The sequence below is a fragment of the Microbacterium sp. G2-16M genome, from assembly GCF_055809115.1.
The window spans coordinates 1,276,385-1,291,863 of record NZ_CM147897.1 but is presented as its reverse complement, the minus strand read 5'-3'; the positions used below and the strand labels follow the sequence as shown (position 1 = coordinate 1,291,863).

The following is a 15,479-nucleotide window of genomic DNA, read 5'->3' as shown; positions in this document are numbered from 1 at the left end:
GGAGTGCCGGGATCTGCTCCGCTCGTGATCGGACACCGGGGCGCGCCCGGATATCGCCCCGAGCACACCCGCGCGTCCTACGCGCTCGCCCTCGCGCAGGGGGTGGATGCCGTCGAGCCCGACGTCGTGGTCAGCGCCGACGGTGTGCTGGTCGTCCGGCATGAGAACGAGATCTCGGGCACGACGGATGTCGCCGACCGGCCCGAGTTCGCGGCCCGGCGCACGACCAAGACGGTCGACGGGCAGCGGGTGGAGGGCTGGTTCACCGAGGATTTCACCTGGGACGAGCTGTCCACCCTGCGCGCCCGCGAGCGGCTGCCCCGGCTGCGACCGGACAGCGCGGCCTTCGACGGGCGCGAGCCTGTGCTGCGCCTGCGCGACGTCCTCGACCTCGTCGCCGGCTCCGGCACCCGTGGCCCCGGCACCCGCGACGCCGTCGGCCGCGACGCTCGCACCAGCTCCCGCGACGCCGGGATCGTGCTGGAGATCAAGCACGCCACGTATTTCGCCGCTCTGGGCTGGGATGTCGCGGCCCTGGTCGCCGACGAGCTGCACGCCGCCGGCTGGGCGGACGGCAGCCGCCCGCTGATCATCGAGTCGTTCGAGCAGACCGTGCTCGGGCAGGTGCGCGAGCACGGCATCGCCGCGCGTCTGGTGTTCCTGCTCGAGGCCTCGGGCCGGCCGTTCGACCTGGTCGCCGCGCGCGGCTCCGCCGCACCGACCTACGCGCACCTGGCGACGCCGGCCGGGCTGGACGGGCTCGCGGGCGAGGTCGACGGCATCAGCGTCGCCAAGAAGATGATCCTCGCACCCGACCGACTCGGCCGGGTCTCGACCCCCAGTGCGCTCGTCGCCGACGCGCACGCGCGGGGGCTCAGCGTGTTCGCCTGGACGTGCCGGCCCGAGAACACGTTCCTGTCCCGCGCGTTCCGGGGCACGGGCGGGAAGGCCTCCTTCGGCGACTACGCCGCGGAGTGGGGGATGCTGCGCGACACCGGCCTCGACGGGGTGTTCGTCGATCACCCCGACCTCGGCATCCGGGTCTTCCGTGAGGAGTGAATCCCCACACCCGCGCCGCCGATCCGCGAGATCGGGAGAATGCTCCACTTTGCGCCGCTCGGGCGTGCATTCTCCCGATCTCGCGCACGGGTGCGCGGCCCGGCCGTGCCGCGCGACGCCCCCGGAGGAGTGCCGGCGGCGACCGGCTGGGCGGTGCCGTGCACGCTCCTCGCGACCGTCGTGCTCGTCGCGGCGGCCGCGTGCTCGTGCCGCGAACTCCTGGAAGGCATCGGCGAGGCGTTCGGCCTCGGCATCCTCACCCCCGAATCAGGGCAGGATGGTCGATACCACCGACGCCGCGTTGTTCGACTCGTTCGATTCGCTCACTTGTAGGCCATAGTCGGCGGTCGCCGTCACCGTGGAGACGCCGGCGGTCCCATACACGTCCCCGGGTGCCGGCGGCACGGCGGTGATCACAATCGTGGCGCTCGCACCGGGTTGCAGGGCGCCGTCGCCGTAGCAGTACACCATCTGCTGCATGTATTCCGGCGGCACGATGCAGGTGAAGCCGATCGCGCCGCGGATCACGGCGTTCGCGTTCACGTCACCGCGCCAATTGGTCAGCCAGCTCACATTGACCGGGGTCGCGACTGCGCTGCCGGCGTTCGTGACAGTGATGGTCCACACGCCTGCGGCATAGAGCCCGCGCACCGACGCGGGACCGGATAACGTCGTCTGCAGGTCGGGTAGGGCGGGAGCCGTGACCGACGTTCTGACCAGCGCGGTGTTGTTCGTCTCGGATCTCTCGGTGATGGCGCCGCCCGGATCGGCCGAGACCGTGATGGAGACGGAGGCTGTCGCAACGGGGAAGTGCACCGTCACGGGGAGAGAAGCGCTTGCGGCGTTCGTCAGCGTGCCGCCCGAGCAGGTGGCGACCGCGCCTGCGGTGCTGCACGTCCAGCCCGCTGAAGACACGGCCGCGATCGTCGCTCCGCTTGCGGTGATCCGGACCGACACGCCCCGGGCCGTCGCGCCGTTGAGCGAGGACGAATTGGTCACCCTCGCGGTATAGACGGCCGTGCTCCCGCCCGTCGCCGACGTCGGCCCGCTGACACTCGCGACGAGGTCAGGAAGCCTCACGACGGGGTCGATCACGCCGCTGCAGATCGGTGGCGGGTCGGACACCGCGCAGTTCGGTCGCGCTGATGCCGGCAACGTCGTGACGAAGACGCCGGTGGCGACGATGACCACTGCTGAGAAGATGGCGGTGAGACGAGACGCCCGACGGTTCATGTCGTACTCCTTGGATCGCGAATGAAGGATTGCCTTCCCACCACACAGGAGCCCGCGGGTGCGCGCGCTGATACGCGGTCCCAGGCAGGTGGGACGTCGGGGGATGATGGAGGAATGCCTGCCGCCCATCGCCCCGGTCTGCGGGTGACGGCGGGGCTCACGATCCCCGAGTCGGAGCTGTCGTGGCGCTTCTCGCGTTCGTCCGGTCCGGGCGGGCAGGGGGTGAACACGGCCGACTCGCGCGTGGAGCTGGTGTGGGATGCCGCCGGCTCGGCCGTGCTCTCGCCGGTCCAGCGCGAGCGACTGCTCGACCGCCTGAGCGGGCGGCTGGTGGACGGCGTGCTGACGATCACGGCATCCGAGCATCGGGCGCAGCTGCGGAACCGGGATGCCGCACGCGCCCGGCTCGCTGCGGTGGTGGCCGAGGGCCTGCGTCCGCCCGCGCCGTCGCGCCGGCCGACCAGACCGGGTCGCGGTGCGCACGAGCGGCGGCTGGCGGCGAAGAAGCGGCGCACCGACGTCAAACGGCTGCGCCGACCCCCGGATTAGGCCGATTCGTCGAGGACCAGGCGGTAGCCCATGCCCGACTCGGTGAGCAGGTGCCGCGGGTGCGCTGGGTCGGCCTCGAGCATGCTTCCACGTCCGGTTCCGAATGCGACGGTATGGTCGCGCACCGGCATGGCGCCCCGACGCAGTGTCTCAGATGCGCCGTACGCTCGCACCGTGGCCACCCTTGACGATCTGCGGCGCACGGCATCCGCCCTGCCCGGAACCGAAGAGAGGGCGATGACGGGCGGCGCTGCCTGGTTCGTGCGGCGGAAGCTCTATGCGTGGGAGTGCCATCCATGGCCGAGCATCCCTCAGGACGTGCGCGAGATCATCGCAGCCGAACTCGTGGTGGGAGTCAAAGTCGGCGACCGCCTCGATGCCCTGGCACTGGTCGAGATGGCGCCGGAGGTCTTCCTGCGCACGACGACCCCCTGGGGCGAGCCGAAGGTGGCGTTCCGCATGCCCCGCATCGACCCCGACCATCTCGTCGAGCTCGTGACCGAAGCCTGGCGCATCCAGGCACCGAAGTACCTGCGCGGCGACCGATCGGGTTGGTGATGGTCAACCCCGATATCGACGCGACGGCGGGAGTCGAACCCGCTGCGCGACCGGGTATGAACCGGCGCCCGGAACCAACCGGATCGTCGCGATGACCCCAGGCTAGGCGCGACCGGCGACACCCGCACGCTGAGTGACGGCGCATGAACCGCGGTGACGGCGGATGACGACGCGTGTCCGCACGTGACATCCGCGGACCCCTCCAGGTGAGATGGCTCTCATCCGCGGCGTCGCCCATTGACCGGTGTTCAGGTTGCTCATAGCGTTCACTCTGGCGCCTTCCAGCTCTGCACAACGGAGCCGGTTCTGGGCGCCGCTCAACGAAGAGAAGGCAGATCTGTGTACAGACGGATACTGGCCATCGCCGGCGCCCTGGCGCTGACGATCCCGGCAACAGCCGCGATGGCCGCAACATCACCTGATTCCGATCCCGCAGCACGGTTCACGCAGACGTCACCGTCGACGACGACGGGCGACTTCACGCCGGTCGGTGCCGACCCGACACGTCGCGTGAGCGTCATCGTGCAGATGACCGGCGACCCCGTCGCCGTCGTGCAGGCCGACAAGGGCCGCGCCCTCACCAAGAGCGAGCGCTCATCGATCAAGAGCAAGCTCAAGAAGGAGCAGGATGCCGTCACCGGCAGCATCCGCTCCAAGGGCGGCAAGATCGAAGCGCAGATGCAGTCGGCCTACAACGGCATCCAGTTGACCATCAGCTCCAACCAGATCGACGCCCTCGAGCAGCTGCCCGGCGTCGAAGCCGTGCACGCCACGCCGACCCACACCATCGACAACACCGTCTCGGTGCCGTTCCTCGGCGTCCCCGATGTGTGGCAGAACACCGGCTACACCGGCAAGAACATCAAGATCGCCGTCATCGACACCGGCATCGACTACACCCACGCCGACCTCGGCGGCCCGGGCACCGCTGCCGCCTACAAGGAGGCGCACACCACCGAGACCCAGCCGGCCAACCCCGCCTGGTTCGGCCCGAACGCGCCCCGAGTGAAGGGCGGCACCGATCTCGTCGGCGACGCCTACGACGCGAACGACGCCAACTCGGTCCCCAAGCCCGACCCGAACCCGCTGGACTGCCAGGGTCACGGCAGCCACGTCGCCGGCACCGCCGCCGGCAGCGGCGTGCTCGCCGACGGCTCGACCTACACCGGCGCGTACGACGACACCACGGAGTCGAACGACTTCGCCGTCGGTCCCGGCGTCGCCCCGCAGGCTGACATCTACTCGGTGCGCGTGTTCGGCTGCGCCGGCAGCACCAACGTCGTCGTCCCGGCCATCGACTGGGCCGTCGACCACGGCATGGACGTCATCAACATGTCGCTCGGCTCGGACTACGGTCGCGCCGGTGACCCGGATGCCGTCGCCGCGGCCAACGCGGTCGGGGCCGGGGTCGTCGTCGTCGCCTCCGCCGGCAACGAAGGCCACAACCCGTACATCGTCGGCTCGCCCAGCGTGGGCGGCGGCGTCGTCTCGGTCTCGGCCGTCGACAGCACGGCATCCTTCCCCGGCGCGAAGATCGCGCTGCCGGGCGGAACGATCGACGCCATCAACGCGAACGGCGCCGACCTCTCGCAGACGGCGGACATGACCGTCGCCTACCTGAAGGACGACCCGAATACGAGCGAGAACGAAGCGCTCGGCTGCTCGGTCGCCGCCTACACGTCGAACGGCGTCACCTCGGGCGGCAACCAGCTCGCCGTCTCGCAGCGCGGAACCTGCGCGCGCGTCGCGAAGGCGATCTTCGCGCAGCAGGCCGGCGCTGCCGGCGCCGTGATGGTGAACGACTCCGACGGCCTGCCGCCGTACGAGGGCACCGTCACCGAGAACCCCGACAACGGGGAGCCGTTCGATCTCACCATCCCGTTCCTCGGGGTGCGCAAGACCGACGGCGCAGCGCTTCTCGCCGCCGACGGCCAGACCGCCTCGATCAGCGGCGGGACCATCGCCAACCCCGGCTTCCGGCACTACGCCGACTTCACCTCGGGCGGCCCCCGCTCAGGTGACAGCGCGGTCGCACCGGATGTCGCGGCCCCGGGCGTCAGCATCCGCTCGGTCGCCGTCGGCACCGGCAGCGGCTCGACCGTCATGTCGGGCACCTCGATGGCCAGCCCGCACGTCGCGGGCGTCGCCGCCCTCGCCGTGCAGGCGCATCCGACCTGGTCGAGCGCCGATGTCGCATCGGTGCTGACCACGACCGCCGACCCGTCGAAGGTCGTCGGTCAGGACAACACCGTCGGCGGTGTCGGCCTGGTCGACCCCGCCGCAGCGGTCGCCGCGACGGTGACGGCTTCCGGCGACACGTTCCGCACCACGAGCGGTCGCGAGACGCAGCCGACGGTGAGCTTCGGCTACGACAGCTCGTCGCTCGGTTTCGCGGAGGCGCGCACCATCACACTGACGAACCACGGCACGTCCGCGGTCACGTACAAGGCGTCGACGGTCGCGTCCGCTTCGTCGGCCAAAGCGAAGGTGTCGGTGTGGCCCTCCACGGTGACGGTGCGCCCGGGCAAGTCGGCGAAGGTGGCCGTCACGCTGACCGCCCGCGCCGGCGACGTCGGGTCGTCGCTCGCGGACGAGTTCTCGTTCTACCAGTTCGCCGGCGACGTGGTCTTCACCGCGAAGTCATCGACGCTGCACGTGCCGTACCTGCTGGTGCCGCGCGCTGACGCGAAGGTCGGGGTGACCCACGGGTCGAAGTTCTCCAAGAACGTCACGAAGAAGGGCGGCATCGAGAAGGTCACGCTGCAGAACCGGTTCGGTGCGCTGGACGCATCCGCCGACTTCTACACGTGGGGCCTGTCGGACAAGTCGGACCTCGCCAAGGGTCTCGATGACAGCGGCGTCGACTTGCGCGCTGCCGGCGTGCAGTCGTTCGACACGGCGGACGGCACGCTGATGGTGTTCGCGGTGAACACCTACAAGAGGTGGTCGAACGCGGCGAACAACGAGTACGACGTGGTGATCGACACGAACAACGACGGAAATGCCGACAAGATCGTGTTCTCGGCGGACAACGGGCTGGTGACAGCAGGATCGGTCGACGGCCGGTCGACGGTGTTCGTGTACGACGTCGCGACAGGCACCACGGCGGGCCCGTACTTCCTCGCACAGGCGCCCACCGACAGCAGCACGATCCTGCTGCCGATGTACGCCAGCGTGCTGGGGATCACCGGGCCGTTCTCGTACACGGTGCAGTCGGCGTCGGTGGTCGACTCGGCCATCGGCGACGAGTTCTCGTCGTGGGCAGCGTACGACCCGAACGCCCCGGCGATCTCGAACGGCCAGTTCGGCACCGTCCCGGCACACGGCACGTCGGTGTCATTCGAGGTGGCGGTCGATCCGGCTCAGGTCGCGAAGCAGAAGCCGCTGGGCACGATGATCGTCGTTCCCGACAACCGCGCGGGCGGCGACGAGGCGCTGCTCGTGTCGGCGCGCTAGCGACTGTGCGATAACGACACAGCGACAGCGATTCGCCGGGGTGGTCCGAAAGGGCCGCCCCGGCTCGCGTCACGGCCGGCTCGCGTCACGGCCGGGCCGCGGGGCGGCCGTTCTCGCACAGCAGCGGGGTGTCCGACGTCCCGAACCGGTAGTCGTACGTCTTCCCGTCCGCGGTGACGACCACCCGCATCCCGTCGACGAGCGCCTGAGTGTAGCTCGCCCCCGGCGCCGGGCATCCCAGGGCGCCGTTGGGCCAGGTCATCGCCTCGGCCGAGACCAGGGTCGGAGTCGCCGTCACGCCCCGCCCGCCGAGGTCGGCGACGAGTGCGTCCCAGCGAGCGTCGGGCACCGTGGTCGGAGTGCCGGACGGCACGGATGCCGAGGGCGTCATGCTGGTGAACGGCGGACGCGTGCCCGACGTCGGGCCGGTGGGGTTGTTCATCGAGGCTCCCGAGCAGCCGGTCAGACACAGCAGGAGGAGCCCCACCGCGCCGGCCGCGATTCGTGCGGACATCTCGGATCCTTCCCGTTCGCCCCAGGATAGGCGGTCGCCGCCTCGCGCGGTCGGGCCGAGGTCGCGGGCGTCGGTAGGATCAGTCCATGGCGACGGTGGACAGACGAGGTACCCTCTCTGCCGCCCTCGCCGTCCTGGTGCTCGCGCTCGGCGCCGGCGCCGCGGTCCTGGTGGCTGACACCCTCGACACCGGTGCTCCGGGGCATCCCGTGAACCCGATCGACACCTCGGCCGACCCGGTCCTGGCCTGGTTCGCGCGCGTCCTGCTCGTCCTGGCGGTGGCGTGGCTGGTGATCGGCATGGTCGCCGCGCGCACGAGCCTGGTGCGGCGTCCCGGCGCCGCGGCCGCCCGGGCCACCTGGCTGGCGGCCACGCGCCCCTGGCGGGCGCGGGAATCCACGCTCGGGATGCTGTCGCTCGACCGCTGGCTGCTGTTCGGCGTGCCGGTGGCGCTGCTGATCGCGACGCGCGTCGTGCAGAGCTCCTTCACGGGCTGGCTGCGACTGGGGATCGTGATCGGGGCGTGGATCGTCTTCGCGCTCGCTCTGCGGATCGTGGTGCGACGCCGGTCGCCGTGGCCGGTGATGGCGGCCGTCGGCGGAGTCGTGATGCTGCGCTGCATCCTGACCCTCGTCGTGCTGTCGTATGCCGGGCCCAGCGGCTACTGGTACGCGTTCTGGGAGCTGCCCGGCCTGCGCGGCGCATACATCACCGTCGCGTTCGCCCTGTTCCTGTGGCTGTTCATCGCCGCCGGGTGGTCGATGTTCGCCCAGCTGGGCGTGCGGCGGGCGGTCGGGGCGGTGCTGTGCGCGGTCGGTGCGGGCCTGGCGGTGCCGGCCTGGGTGATCGCCGGAGTCGGGATCGAGCGCGCGCTGACGGTCTGGGACGACCGCGGCGGGCTGCTGCCCTGGGGCCTGGAGCGGGTCGTCGCGGTCACACTCCGACTCGACATCCCGGACGAAGCGGTGTGGTGGGCGGCGATCGCCGGCACCGTGGTCCTGATCGTCGGAGCCCTGCTCGCCGTGCGCTGGGATGCCGTGCGCCGACCCGCGACGGGCTGACTCGCCTCACCCGGGCCGGCCCTCGCCTCACTCCAGCCCGCAACGGGCTGACTCGCCTGACCCGGCCCGGCCCTCGCCTCACTCCAGCCGCGACCGGCTGACTCGCCTCACCCCGCCCTCGCCTCACTACAGTCCGTAACCGGCCGGCCCGGCCCTCACGTCAGCCCGGCGGCCTGCATCAGCTCCACGCCGAGCGGGTCGGGGTTGTACGCCACCTCCCAGCGGAAGCCGTCCGGATCGGCGAAGTACCCGGAATACCCGCCCCACTCGCGCTGCTGCGCCGGCCGGACGATCTCGCCGCCGGCCGCCGCGACCTCGGCCAGCACGGCGTCCACGCCGGCCGGATCGGGCAGGTTGTGCGCCAGCGTGATCGGCGGCGTGCCGCCGGCGGCCGGCAGCGGGCCGATCTCGGCCTCGAACCCGGACCGGGTCCACAGCGAGAGCATCACGGTGTCGGCGACGCGGAAGAAGATCACCTCGCCCTCGGCTTCGAACGCGGGCGTCCAGCCCAGGCCGTCGACGTAGAACCGGCGAGACGCCGCGATGTCGGCGACGGCGAGGGTGACGAACGTGATCCGGGTGTCCATGGCCTCCACGGTAGCCAGCGGCCCCGACATCCGCCCGTCGACCAGGAGACCGGATGTCACACGATGCCGCCGGCCGGTGTCTTCATGATGACGGTGTCCAGATCGGCGCCGATCGTCATCACGAATGACGCAGGAGGAGAGATGACCGACACGACACGAATCCCGGCGACCGAGGTGTCGGGCCCGTACGGCGCGGTGGTGAAGTTCGCCGCCCGCAGGATGATGGGCCACGTCCCCGACTCGATCGGCGTGCTGTGGAACCACCGGGCGGTGATGAAGGACTCGATGGGAATCGGCCGCAAGGTCGAAGGATGGAGCGAGCTGGACCCCGAGCTCGCCTCGTACGCGGCCATGGCCGCCGCCGCCACGGTGGGCTGCAGCTTCTGCCTCGACTTCAACTACTTCATGGCGCACAACCACGGGCTGAACGAGGAGAAGGCCCGGCAGGTGCCGCGCTGGCGGGAGTCCGCCGACTTCACCCCGCTCGAGCGCCAGGTGATGGAGTATGCCGAGGCGGCGAGCCAGACGCCGCCCGCCGTCACCGACGAGCTGTCCGACGCGCTGCTGGCCGAACTCGGTCCGGGCGCGCTGGTCGAACTGGCCGCCCGGGTGGCCTTCATGAACATGAGCGCGCGCATGAACGTGGCCCTCGGCATCCACTCCGAGGAGTTCGCCGATGCGTGCGGGCTGCCCCCGCTCGCGGCCCGCCCCGCCGGCGCCGAAGCCGCCTAGGCTCGCAATATGGCTGGTGTCGCGCGAGATGCCGAGGACCCGTTCATCACGCACCGCAACCTGCTGTTCACGGTCGCGTACGAGCTGCTGGGATCGGCCGCCGACGCGGAGGACGTGCTGCAGGAGTCCTGGCTGCGCTGGGCGGCGGCGGATGCCGCGCGCGTCCACGATCCGCGCGCGTACCTCGTGCGCATCGTCACGCGGCAGGCGCTGAATCAGCTGCGCACGACCGCACGGCGCCGCGAGGAGTACGTCGGCGAGTGGCTGCCCGAGCCGCTGCTGACCCGCCCGGACGTCGCCGACGACGTGGAGCTGGCCGAGAGCCTGTCGATCGCGATGCTCACCGTGCTCGAGACCCTCGGACCGGCCGAGCGCGCCGTGTTCGTGCTCCGTGAGGTGTTCGACGTGCCGTACGACGAGATCGCGGATGCCGTGGGCAAGACGCCGGCCGCGGTGCGGCAGATTGCGCACCGCGCCAAGGACCACGTCTCGGCGCGGCGTCCGCGGATGCAGGTCGAGCGCTCCGAGCACGAGCACGCCGTGCAGCGGCTGGTGACCGCGCTGAACACCGGCGACATCCAGGGGCTGATGGACATCCTCGCGCCGGACGTGATCTCGGTCGCCGACGGCGGCGGCAAGGTGCGCGGGGCCGCGCGGCGCCCGATCGTCGGGGCGGATCGGCTCGCGCGCTACCTCGTGGGTGGGATGTCGAAGGTCGAGGGCACGCTCGTGGCCACGGCGACCTGGGTCAACGGCGAGCCCGGCATCCGGATGGAGCTGGACGGGCAGCTGGCCGGCGTGGTCACGATCCGGGTCGAGCGGGGACGGATCGCCGAGATCTACTCGGTGGCCAACCCCGACAAGCTCGCGCGGTTCGGCCAGGAGGCGGCGCTGGGCCGGTGAGCCGGGGCGACGCGGGTGTCGGCGTGCGCGCCTAAACTCGTAGAGCCATGACCGACGCATCCTCGCCCCTCATCATCGGCGGAGACTCCGGTCCCCGCCCGGGCGGCCGCCCCGACGACGACCTGCTCGAGGGGCTGAACCCGCAGCAGCGCGAAGCCGTCGTCTACCGGGGGTCCGCGCTGCTGATCGTCGCCGGCGCCGGATCCGGCAAGACCCGCGTCCTCACCCACCGCATCGCCTCGCTGCTGCGCAACCGCGAAGCCTGGCCCAGCCAGATCCTGGCCATCACATTCACGAACAAGGCCGCCGGCGAGATGCGCGAGCGCGTCAGCCAGCTGGTGGGCCAGCAGTCGCAGGGCATGTGGATCTCGACCTTCCACTCCGCCTGCGTGCGCATCCTGCGGCGCGAGGCCGCGCAGTTCGGCTTCACCACCTCGTTCACGATCTACGACTCGGGCGACTCGCGGGCGCTGGTCAAGCGCCTGGTGAAGGAGCACGAGGCGGATGCCTTCGGCCTCACGCCGGGTGCGGTGCAGAGCCGCATCTCCAAGCTGAAGAACGAGCTCACCGACGCAGAGGCGTATGCCCGGCAGGCGAACCTGTCCGATCCGGCCGAGCGGAAGTTCGTCGACGTGTTCGGCGACTATCAGCGGGCGCTGCAGAAGGCCAACGCGTTCGACTTCGATGACCTGATCGCGCAGACCGTCTACCTGTTCCGGGCGTTCCCGCATGTCGCCGACGTGTACCGGCGCCGGTTCCGGCACATCCTGGTCGACGAGTACCAGGACACGAACCACGCCCAGTACGCGCTGATCCGCGAGCTCACCAAGCCTGTAGTGGGCACGGCCGCCGAGCCGTATGCCTCCGGCGGCATGATGATCTTCGAGCCCGAGCACGCCCCCGAGGTCGAGGCGGCCTCGCTGACCGTGGTCGGTGACTCCGATCAGTCCATCTACGCGTTCCGCGGCGCCGACATCCGCAACATCACCGAGTTCGAACGCGACTTCCCCGGCGCGAAGGTGGTGCTCCTCGAGCAGAACTATCGGTCGACGCAGAACATCCTGAGCGCGGCCAACGCCGTGATCAGCCACAACTTCGACCGCAAGGACAAGCGACTGTGGACGGACGTCGGCGAGGGTGAGAAGATCGTCGGCTTCACCGGATACTCGCAGCACGACGAGGCGCAGTTTGTCGCGGACGAGATCGACGCACTCCACCGGGGCGGCATGGACTACGCGCAGGTGGCGGTGTTCTACCGCACCAACTCGCAGTCCCGAGCGCTGGAGGAGATCTTCATCCGCGCCGCGATCCCATACAAGATCATGGGCGGCACCCGCTTCTACGAGCGCGCCGAGATCAAGGATGCGCTGGCGTATCTGACCGTGGTCGCCAATCCCGCCGACGAGATGGCGCTGCGCCGGATCATCAACAAGCCGCGACGCGGCATCGGCGACGTCACGGTCCAGGCGATCGCGCGCTACGCCGCCGACGAGCAGATCACGTTCCGGGATGCGCTGGCCAACGCGTCCGCGCTCGGCCTCGGGCCGAAGCTGCAGGCGGCGATCTCGCGGCTGGACGCGGTGCTGGCCGAGGCATCCGAGCTCATGCTGCCCGCCTCGGGCGAGGTCGCCCCGCCGTCGACCGTCGCCGACGGCCTGGCGCTGCTGCTGGAGAAGGGCGGCTACCGCGAGGCGCTGCGTGTCAGCCGCGATCCGCAGGACGAGGCCCGGCTGGAAAACCTCGACGAGTTCGTCGCCGTGGCGCGCGAGTTCGCCCGCAACAACCCGGACGGAACGCTGCTGGACTTCCTCACCGAGGTGGCGCTGGTCTCGGATGCCGACGACCTGGACGACGCGTCGGGCACCGTATCGCTGATGACGCTGCACACCGCCAAGGGGCTGGAGTACGACGCCGTCTTCATCACCGGCGTGGAAGAGGACCTCATCCCGCATCGCATCTCGGCCGGCGAGCCGGGCGGTCCCGCCGAGGAGCGGCGGCTGTTCTATGTGGGCGTGACCCGCGCGCGCCAGCGGCTCTACCTCACGCTGGCGATGACCCGGGCGCAGTTCGGCGAGATCTCGGTCGCGATGCCGAGTCGCTTCCTGCAGGAGGTGCCGGCCGAGCTCGTCGACTGGCGCCAGTCCCCGGGCGATGTCAACTCGCGCGGCGGCACGCAGTCCCGGGCGCTGAACGCCCGTCGGCCCTGGGGACAGCGCCGCACCGACGACCCGCCGGCGCTGAAGCCGAAGTCCACGGCGATGGAGAAGTTCCCCAATCGCATCCCGGCGCGGGTGCGTGACAACGGCGCCATGGAGCTCGCCTCGGGCGACCGCATCCGACACGAAGACTTCGGCGAGGGGATCGTGGATGCCGTGACCGGCGAGGGCGCGAAGCGGGTGGCGCACGTGCGGTTCGAGACCGCGGGCGCCAAGAAGCTCCTGATCAAGATCGCCCCGATCGAAAAGCTCTGAACCGACTGTGCGGATCCGTTGCGTCCCATGTCAGCGATCTGATTGAATGAGCGCAGCGTCAGGGAGGGGCCTGACCACGGGGGCGCCGTTCTGGCGTGGGGGATCGGGGAATCATGGGGAGTTCTGTTCGCGCGCGCGCTCTCGTCGCGACGCTGACCGCGGCGCTGATCGCGTCGATGCTGGCACTGGTGCCGACGGCGGCATTCGCCGACGAGTCGGGGTCGATCACCGGTCACGTGCAGCTCGACGGCGGCGGCTCGCTCGCCGGCGAGACCGGGTCGACCTGGGTCTTCGCGATTCCGGTCGGGGCGGCCGATGACCCGTACGGTCCCGAGGCCCACATGTCGACCGAGCCGATCGGCGCGGACGGCGCGTTCGAGATCACCGGCCTCCCGGGCGCGGACTACACGATCCAGACGCGGTGGGGGTGCGACTGCTATCCGGCGCTTCGTCCGCATTTCGACGAGTTCTACGGCGACGTGACGGATGTCGCATCCGCCACGCCGGTGACGGTCTCGGCCGGTGCCATCTCGGCGGGCGTCGACATCTTCCTGGAGCCGGCCGGCTCGATCACCGGCATCGCGCAGCCCGCATCGGCGACCCTGACGCTGTACCGGAAGATCGACGGCAACTGGACGCCGCTCCCCGCGGCGATCGAACGGCCGGGCGCGCAGTACGCGGTCGGCGGCCTGCACGCCGGCGACTACGCCGTGGCCGCCGCCGCTGCCGGGTACTGCCCGCAGACACCGGATGCGGCGGCTGCGCCCGAGCGCTCCGCCCTCATCACGGTGACCGCCCCGGGATCGGCGACCAGGGATGTCACGCTGTCGCCGGACACCGCCGGGTGCGGGCCCGACCTCGGCTCCGCCGTCCCGACGATCACCGGCACCGCCCGGTTCGGCGACGCGCTCACCGCCAGTCCGGGCGCCTGGACCGCCGGTGCGGTCCTCGCCTACGCCTGGTCCGCGGATGGCGTGGCCATCGCCGGGCAGACCTCCTCGAGGCTGAGCCTGACGGCCGGACTGGTCGGCAAGCGGATCTCGGTGACCGTGACCGGGACCCTGGCCGGCTACCGTCCGGTGTCGCGGGTCTCGGCATCCACCGCCGCGGTGACGACTCGACCGCTCACGGTGGCGACGCCCACGGTGTCGGGCACGGTCGCCGTCGGATCCACGCTCACGGCCAAGCCGGGCACCTGGACGTCGGGGGCCGCACTGTCGTACGAGTGGCTCGCCGACGGCAAGGTCATCGCCGGCGCCACGAGGTCCACGTTCACGATCGCCGCTGCGCAGTATGCGAAGCGGGTGGCCGTTCGGGTCACCGGCCGGCTGGCCGGCTACACAACCACCTCGAAGGCGTCGGCGGCGACCGCCGCGGTCCGGCTCGGGACGCTGAGAACCGCCGCGCCGACGATCGCGGGCACCACGGCTGTCGGGTCGAGGATCACGGCGAGGCCGGGCACCTGGACAGCCGGCACCGCGTTCTCGTACCAGTGGTACGCCGACGGTCGGGCGATCTCGAGGGCCACCGCCAGCACCTACGCCATCGCCTCCACCCAGCTCGGCAAGCGGATCTCGGTCAGGGTCATCGGCCGGAAGTCGGGCTACCTCACCGTCGTGAGGACGTCGGCCGCGACGGCGAGGGCGCCCAAGGTTGCGACGCCGAGCATCTCGGGCACAGCTGCCGTGGGATCGAGGCTGACGGCGCGGCCGGGAACTTGGACGACCGGCACCGTCTTCTCCTACCAGTGGTACGCGAACGGCACCGCGATCTCGCGGGCGACGGCATCCACACTCGCCGTGACGAGCTCGCGGATCGGCGCCGCGATCACCGTGAAGGTGACGGGCAGGAAGTCGGGATACGCGAGCGTCGCCAAGACCTCCAAGGCCACGCTGCGCGTGCCGAAGGCGGTGACCCCGACCGTCTCGGGCTCGCGATATGTCACCCGGGTGCTCACCGCGAAGCCCGGTGCATGGACGGCGGGGACGGCGTTCACATATCAGTGGTACGCCAACGGACGTGCCATCTCACGGGCGACCAAAGCCACGCTGAAGCTGGGCACGGCGCAGGCCGGCAAGAAGATCTCGGTGCGGGTCACCGGCAGGAAGTCCGGCTACACGACGGTATCTCGGACGTCCGCCGCGACCGGCGCCATCGGCTACCCGTCCCGCACCACGCCGGCGTCGCTCTGGAACTGTCCGTCGTGGGCGCCGATCAAGGGCAACGCCTCGTCCATGATCTACCACATGCCCGGTCAGCGCTTCTACAACGCCACCCAGCCGGAGGATTGCTTCCGGACTGAGGCCGCCGCACGGGCCGCGGGATATCGGAAGGCGAAGGTCTGATCGGGCGCTGA

General features: G+C 70.8%; 12 protein-coding genes and 1 tRNA gene. 9 read left to right on the top strand and 4 right to left on the bottom strand.

What is annotated here, in order from left to right; translation table 11 throughout:
• Nucleotides 1–3 precede the first annotated feature (3 nt).
• Nucleotides 4–1,059, top strand: a complete 1,056-nt coding sequence (locus AC0L6F_RS06190) for a glycerophosphodiester phosphodiesterase family protein (RefSeq protein ID WP_473539575.1) — start codon at nt 4–6, stop codon at nt 1,057–1,059.
• Between the two features lie 267 nt (nt 1,060–1,326).
• Here the strand turns inward: AC0L6F_RS06190 and AC0L6F_RS06185 are convergent, their stop codons facing one another.
• Nucleotides 1,327–2,292, bottom strand: coding sequence for a CARDB domain-containing protein (locus tag AC0L6F_RS06185; RefSeq protein ID WP_473539574.1), 966 nt, complete (start codon nt 2,290–2,292; stop codon nt 1,327–1,329).
• 114 nt (nt 2,293–2,406) lie between these two features.
• Between AC0L6F_RS06185 and arfB the strand changes: the two genes are divergently transcribed.
• Together arfB and AC0L6F_RS06175 are read left to right on the top strand one after the other, a co-directional pair.
• The gene (gene arfB, locus AC0L6F_RS06180; RefSeq protein WP_274637679.1) at nt 2,407–2,841 is read left to right on the top strand and encodes an alternative ribosome rescue aminoacyl-tRNA hydrolase ArfB; all 435 of its coding nucleotides are present in this window, start codon (nt 2,407–2,409) and stop codon (nt 2,839–2,841) included.
• 174 nt (nt 2,842–3,015) lie between these two features.
• Nucleotides 3,016–3,399, top strand: a complete 384-nt coding sequence (locus tag AC0L6F_RS06175; protein ID WP_274637680.1) for an MmcQ/YjbR family DNA-binding protein — start codon at nt 3,016–3,018, stop codon at nt 3,397–3,399.
• Nucleotides 3,400–3,417: 18 nt separating this feature from the next.
• Here the strand turns inward: AC0L6F_RS06175 and AC0L6F_RS06170 are convergent.
• Nucleotides 3,418–3,490, bottom strand: a tRNA-Met gene (locus AC0L6F_RS06170).
• Nucleotides 3,491–3,738: 248 nt separating this feature from the next.
• On the opposite strand from AC0L6F_RS06170, the gene AC0L6F_RS06165 reads away from it, so the two are divergent.
• Entirely contained in the window at nt 3,739–6,855 is a 3,117-nt protein-coding gene (locus tag AC0L6F_RS06165) for a S8 family peptidase (protein WP_473539573.1), read from the top strand.
• An 85-nt stretch (nt 6,856–6,940) separates the two neighbouring features.
• On the opposite strand, the gene AC0L6F_RS06160 is transcribed toward AC0L6F_RS06165, so the two are convergent.
• A complete protein-coding gene (locus AC0L6F_RS06160; RefSeq protein ID WP_274637682.1) occupies nt 6,941–7,369 on the bottom strand; it encodes a hypothetical protein in 429 nt (142 codons plus the stop codon).
• Between the two features lie 86 nt (nt 7,370–7,455).
• Here AC0L6F_RS06160 and AC0L6F_RS06155 point away from each other — a divergent pair, with 86 nt between their 5' ends.
• A complete protein-coding gene (locus AC0L6F_RS06155; protein ID WP_473539572.1) occupies nt 7,456–8,430 on the top strand; it encodes a hypothetical protein in 975 nt (324 codons plus the stop codon).
• Between the two features lie 155 nt (nt 8,431–8,585).
• Here the strand turns inward: AC0L6F_RS06155 and AC0L6F_RS06150 are convergent, their stop codons facing one another.
• A complete protein-coding gene (locus AC0L6F_RS06150) occupies nt 8,586–9,017 on the bottom strand; it encodes a VOC family protein (RefSeq protein ID WP_473539571.1) in 432 nt (143 codons plus the stop codon).
• Nucleotides 9,018–9,158: 141 nt separating this feature from the next.
• Here AC0L6F_RS06150 and AC0L6F_RS06145 point away from each other — a divergent pair, with 141 nt between their 5' ends.
• From AC0L6F_RS06145 to AC0L6F_RS06130, 4 genes are all read left to right on the top strand, one after another.
• A complete protein-coding gene (locus AC0L6F_RS06145; protein ID WP_274637685.1) occupies nt 9,159–9,749 on the top strand; it encodes a carboxymuconolactone decarboxylase family protein in 591 nt (196 codons plus the stop codon).
• A 9-nt stretch (nt 9,750–9,758) separates the two neighbouring features.
• Nucleotides 9,759–10,652 (top strand): RNA polymerase sigma-70 factor, encoded by an 894-nt coding sequence (locus tag AC0L6F_RS06140; RefSeq protein WP_473539570.1) that lies wholly within the window; start codon nt 9,759–9,761, stop codon nt 10,650–10,652.
• Nucleotides 10,653–10,699: 47 nt separating this feature from the next.
• A complete protein-coding gene (locus AC0L6F_RS06135; protein WP_473539569.1) occupies nt 10,700–13,123 on the top strand; it encodes an ATP-dependent helicase in 2,424 nt (807 codons plus the stop codon).
• Nucleotides 13,124–13,236: 113 nt separating this feature from the next.
• On the top strand, nt 13,237–15,468 hold the full coding sequence (locus AC0L6F_RS06130) for a sunset domain-containing protein (protein ID WP_473539568.1): 2,232 nt from the start codon (nt 13,237–13,239) through the stop codon (nt 15,466–15,468).
• Nucleotides 15,469–15,479: the final 11 nt, after the last annotated feature.